Origin of the sequence: Phyllobacterium sp. (assembly GCF_037994425.1) — a bacterium.
Lineage (GTDB): Bacteria > Pseudomonadota > Alphaproteobacteria > Rhizobiales > Rhizobiaceae > Phyllobacterium.
In genome coordinates this window covers 1-4903 of record NZ_JBBNAM010000246.1, presented here as the reverse complement: position 1 = coordinate 4903, position 4903 = coordinate 1, and the positions used below count along the sequence as shown (strand labels likewise).

The 4903-nt window shown below is 61.4% G+C and carries 4 protein-coding genes and 1 pseudogene; 3 read left to right on the top strand and 2 right to left on the bottom strand.

The window, feature by feature from the left end; translation table 11 throughout:
- A pseudogene (locus tag AAAB35_RS17140) lies at positions 1-325 on the bottom strand (hypothetical protein); the annotation flags it as partial.
- Positions 326-404: 79 nt separating this feature from the next.
- Entirely contained in the window at positions 405-1091 is a 687-nt protein-coding gene (locus AAAB35_RS17135; RefSeq protein ID WP_113113505.1) for a TetR/AcrR family transcriptional regulator, read from the bottom strand.
- Between the two features lie 181 nt (positions 1092-1272).
- Between AAAB35_RS17135 and AAAB35_RS17130 the strand changes: the two genes are divergently transcribed.
- From AAAB35_RS17130 to AAAB35_RS17120, 3 genes are all read left to right on the top strand, one after another.
- Entirely contained in the window at positions 1273-2337 is a 1065-nt protein-coding gene (locus tag AAAB35_RS17130; RefSeq protein ID WP_340651810.1) for an efflux RND transporter periplasmic adaptor subunit, read from the top strand.
- A 1-nt stretch (position 2338) separates the two neighbouring features.
- A complete protein-coding gene (locus tag AAAB35_RS17125) occupies positions 2339-3436 on the top strand; it encodes an efflux RND transporter periplasmic adaptor subunit (protein WP_340669493.1) in 1098 nt (365 codons plus the stop codon).
- The coding region (locus AAAB35_RS17120; protein WP_340669492.1) for an efflux RND transporter permease subunit at positions 3433-4903 on the top strand (1471 nt) is incomplete at its 3' end. The genes AAAB35_RS17125 and AAAB35_RS17120, both read left to right, overlap by 4 nt.

Below are 4903 nucleotides of genomic sequence, written 5' to 3'. Positions count from 1 at the left end.
TCAGATAGGTATCGACAATCCTTTCCATTGCCAGCTCCGCGGCATCTATAACTGTTCGGGACGAGATCAGACGCATCTGAGCGACCAGTGCATAAAGCAGAACGAGATCGGAGACGTCGTCCTTCTGATGACTCAATGCATCACCATAGAGCCTCGTGGCTTCGGCGATGAAATCCGAAAACAGCCTCTCGCGCTTGGCGACCTCCGCCTCGCGATGCTTTTCCCTCACCTGTGACCGATGCGTCATCCAGGCGGTGGCGAACGAGGCCAGACCGCCAATTGCGACCCCGGCGAGGCCTGTCAGGGCAGAAATGTATGCCTCCACGAAAATTCTCCTATTTGGGTCGATCACGGCCAGGGAAAGTTGACGGACCTCCTCTCAATCAGGCTCGTCGCGGACGCTTCTAGCCCGCGAGCGGGGGGCCTACCCAGACGCCTTCGGGCACTTTGGGAATGCTGTTCACGAGACCTTCCAGCATCGCCTGCAGGACATTCTCGGTCAGCTCCTCCATCTTGTCGCCGGGACCGACGAGGCGATCGACCAGCAGCAGGGTCAGACCGTGCATCTGGGACCAGAAAACGAGGATGGCCCCATCGATCGTGCGGGTGGTTGGCTCAGTGTCTGCAATCCGGCGCCCGAGAGCACCGTCGGAGATCGCGCTCACTATCAGAGCTTTCATGGCGTGAGCCGCGGTTCGTTCGATCACCGGACGGCTTTCGTCCTGTCCGCCAAGAAAACCGCCGAACATTAATCTGTAGAGCGCCGGATTGCCGACGCCGCCGCAGACATATGCGCGCGCCATGGCTGCGAGCCTCTGACGAGGACTGTCGAGCTCGCTTGTCGCTTCGGCCATGCGCTTTGCCAGCAGTTCAAACCCAACTGCCGAGACGGCGGCCAGCAATTCGCGCTTGTCGGCGAAGTGCTTGTAGGGGGCGTTGTGACTGACACCTGCGCGACGAGCGAGCTCCCGAAGCGAAAACTCCGTGCTCTGGGATTCGCTAAGGACGTCCAGTGCGGCCTCGACGATCGCCCTGTGAAGGTCGCCGTGGTGATATGGGCGCAGTTCTTGGGTGGAAATGTCTTTGGCCATACTCGTTCATTTAGATTTGCAAGTTGCTCCTGTCAACTTTTTTTGTCGAGAATGTTGACATTGCCCACTCTGCACCTTAAGTGGTCGCTGTCAACATAGGGCATGCCCCGAAAAACTCGTCAAATTGGAGTTGCCGGACATCCTGGCTCCTCTCGTGGACTCAAACCGTACCGGAGCAAAAATGCAGTCCTTTCGATTGGTGGGAATTGGTCTCGCCTGCGCAGTTCTTGCCGCCTGCGACGACAAAGCTGACGTGGCGCCACCGCCGCAGCAGGTCCGAATCATTGCGGCGTCGGCGGCTCATTATCAGCAGGGCGCGGAAATCACCGGCGAGGTGAAGGCACGGATCCAGACCGAGCTCTCCTTTCGTATCAGCGGTAGGGTTCTCGAGAGAAGGGTGGAGGTGGGATCGCATGTCAGGGCGGGCGACGTCCTTGCGCGGCTCAACGACACGGAACAACAAGCGGACGTCAGCGTCGCCCGAGCTGCTCGCGGGTCGGCCCAGGCCGTCCTTGCCGAGAGGACGCTCGCCTACAACCGGGCGAGGTCGCTCCTGCAGTCGCAGGCGATTCCGCGGGCGGTCTTTGACAATGCGCAGAAGGAGCTGCTGAGCGCACAGGCTTCCCTCGAAGCCGCGGAGGCCGCGCTTGCGACGGCCAAGGATGCGCTATCCTACACCGAGTTGAAAGCCGATGCCGACGGCATCATCACGGCGCGCGGCGTCGAAGCCGGGCAGGTCGTATCAGCAGCGCAGTCGGCCTTCACACTCGCCCATGACGGACCGCGGGATGCGGTGTTCGACGTCTTCGAGGCGTTCTTCCTCGACGGACGACCCCTGAACGACGTCGAGGTCGCGCCAGTCTCCGATGCCGCGCGCAACGTGCACGCCGGCATACGCGAAGTTTCTCCCGTGATCGACGGGAAGAACGGCACGATTCGGATCAAGGTCGGTCTGCAGGAGGCAGCGCGATGGCCGCTCGGCGCGCCCGTGGTGGGCAAGCTGCGGGCCACGCAGCGCGACGGGATCGTGCTGCCCTACACCGCGATTGCATCAGCAGAAGGCGAACCCGCCGTGTGGCGGGTCAATACCCAAAACCATTCCGTTTCGCTCCGCAAGATATCGATCGGCCGATACCGCCAGAGCGATTTCGTCGTCACCCAAGGCGTCGCCACGCATGATCTGATCGTCATCGAAGGCGGAAAGTTCCTCAAGGAAGGCCAGGCAGTCGCCTGGGAAGGCAAGTGAGATGGACCTCTATCGCATATGCACCTCTCTCCCGTTTCTTCTTTCGGTGTCGCTGCTTGCAGGCTGCGATCAGGACCCATCCGCAGGAGAGGAGGCGACCCCCCGTCCTGTCAAAGTCGTCACGGCTGCGGCTGTACAGGACAAAGCGCCAAGCTTGCCCGGCGTCGTGCGAGCCCGCATCGAGACCGATCTGGCGTTCCGGACGCTCGGGCGGATGGTGTCTCGCAACGTCGATGTCGGCGACCTTGTCCACAAGGGCGATGTCCTTGCGAAGATCGATCCTCTCAGTCTGCAGCTCGCAGTCAGGAGCGCGGAAGCCGATCTGCGCAACGCCCAGGCGGAGCTCGACAATGCGGCGACGACCGAAACGCGCAAGCGAAGGCTCGTCCAGAACAATGCAGCCAGCATTTCCGATCACGATCTTGCTGAACAGCAGCTCCGGTCGGCTAACGCCAATGCTGCCAGAGCAACGGCGAGCCTTGCCAAGGCGAATGAGCAACTTGGCTACTCCGAGCTGAGAGCCGAGTTCGATGGCGTCGTCACCGCCACGTCCGCAGAAATGGGCCAGACCGTCTCGGCCGGCCAGCCTGTCGTGAAGCTGGCACGCCTCGAGCAGCGGGACGTTGTCGTCGACGTTCCGGAGGCGCAGTTCAGCAATATTCGCCTGGACGACCGCTTTAAGGTCGCCCTGCAGCTCGACAGCAGGGTTCGAGCCGTTGGCGTCGTCCGCGAGATCGCGCCTCAGGCCGATCCGAATACCCGAACCTACCGGCTGAAGATCGCCATCGATCGTGCTCCGGACATCTTTCGCCTCGGCGCCGTGGTCACCGCTTCACCGCTCGTCGGGGAAAAGAAGGAGGCAATCGCGCTGCCCCTGTCAGCCCTCCGCCATGAAGGCGGTGCCAGCCAGGTCTGGGTTCTGGATCGCTCCAAAGCCCGGGTGACTCTCAGGGAGGTTGCGATCGATGCTCCGGCATCCGACGCCCGTTCCGTCACGGTGCAATCGGGTCTGCGCGAGGGGGAGGAGATCGTCATCGCCGGAGTCGGTGAACTCAGCGATGGACAGAAAGTGAAACTCGCACAGGAGCCACGCCCGTGAAAAAATTCAACCTTTCGGACTGGGCGCTCGAGCATCGTTCCCTCGTCTGGTATTTCATGATCATGTTCGCGGTGGCGGGCGTCTTTGCCTATTTCGGACTCGGCCGCGAGGAAGATCCGTCGTTCACAATCAAGACGATGGTCATCCAGGCGCAATGGCCCGGCGCTTCGGCTGCGGAAGTGACACAACAGGTTACCGACCGCATCGAAAAGAAGCTGCAGGAACTCGACAATCTCGAACACACGCGCAGCATCACGACGGCTGGTCAGACGACCGTCTTCGTCGATCTGCTGCCGGAAACGAATGCGCGGGACGTGAAACCCACCTGGTCGCGGGTCCGAAACCTGGTAGACGACATTAGGCACGAGTTTCCGCAAGGCGTTGTCGGACCCTTCTTCGATGACCAGTTCGGCGACGTGTACGGCAATATCTTCGCCTTCACGGGCGACAGCGGACTCAGCCAGAGGGAACTGCGCGACTACGCCGAGAACGCCCGGACGCAGATCCTCAAGATCCCCGACGTCGGCAAGGTCGACATCGTCGGGGCTCAGGACGAGGTGATCTATCTGGAATTCTCCACCCGCAAGATCGCCGCCCTCGGCATCGACCGCGCTGCCATCATCGCCACACTGCAGGCGCAGAATGCCGTCACCCAGTCCGGCTTCGTGGAAACCGGACCGGAGCGGGTCGCATTGCGGGTCGGGGGTCGGTTCATTTCCGAAGAGACCCTGCGTGGGATCAATCTTCGGGTAAACGACCGCTTCTTCCCGCTGACGGATGTCGCCACGATCACCCGCGGCTACGTCGATCCGCCGACTTCGCTCTTCCGCTTCAACGGAAAGCCGGCCATCGGGCTCGCTATTGGCATGAAGACGGGCGGCAATCTGCTCGCCTTCGGGGAGACGCTTGAGAAGACGATGACCAAAATCATCGAGGATCTTCCGGTCGGCGTTTCCGTCGAAAAGGTATCCGACCAGCCAAAAGTTGTCGACGAGGCCGTTGGAGGCTTCACGAAGGCCCTGTTCGAGGCGGTCGCGATCGTACTCGCGATCAGTTTCATCAGCCTCGGGATGAGGGCGGGCCTGGTGGTGGCGATCGCGATTCCGCTGGTTCTCGCCATCACCTTCATGGTCATGCTCTACACAGGCATTTCGCTGCAGCGCATCTCGCTCGGAGCGCTGATCATCGCGCTCGGCCTTCTCGTCGACGACGCCATGATCGCCGTCGAGATGATGGTGGCGCGACTGGAAATGGGCGACAGTCTCACGAAAGCCGCCACATACGTCTACACATCCACGGCCTTCCCGATGCTAACCGGAACGCTGGTGACCGTCGCGGGCTTCATCCCCGTCGCCTTCAACAAGAGCAACGCGGGCGAGTTCACCTTTACGCTCTTCGTCGTCATCGCGGTTTCACTCGTCGTTTCGTGGGTTGTCGCGGTCGTGTTCACCCCGCTGATCGGTGTGA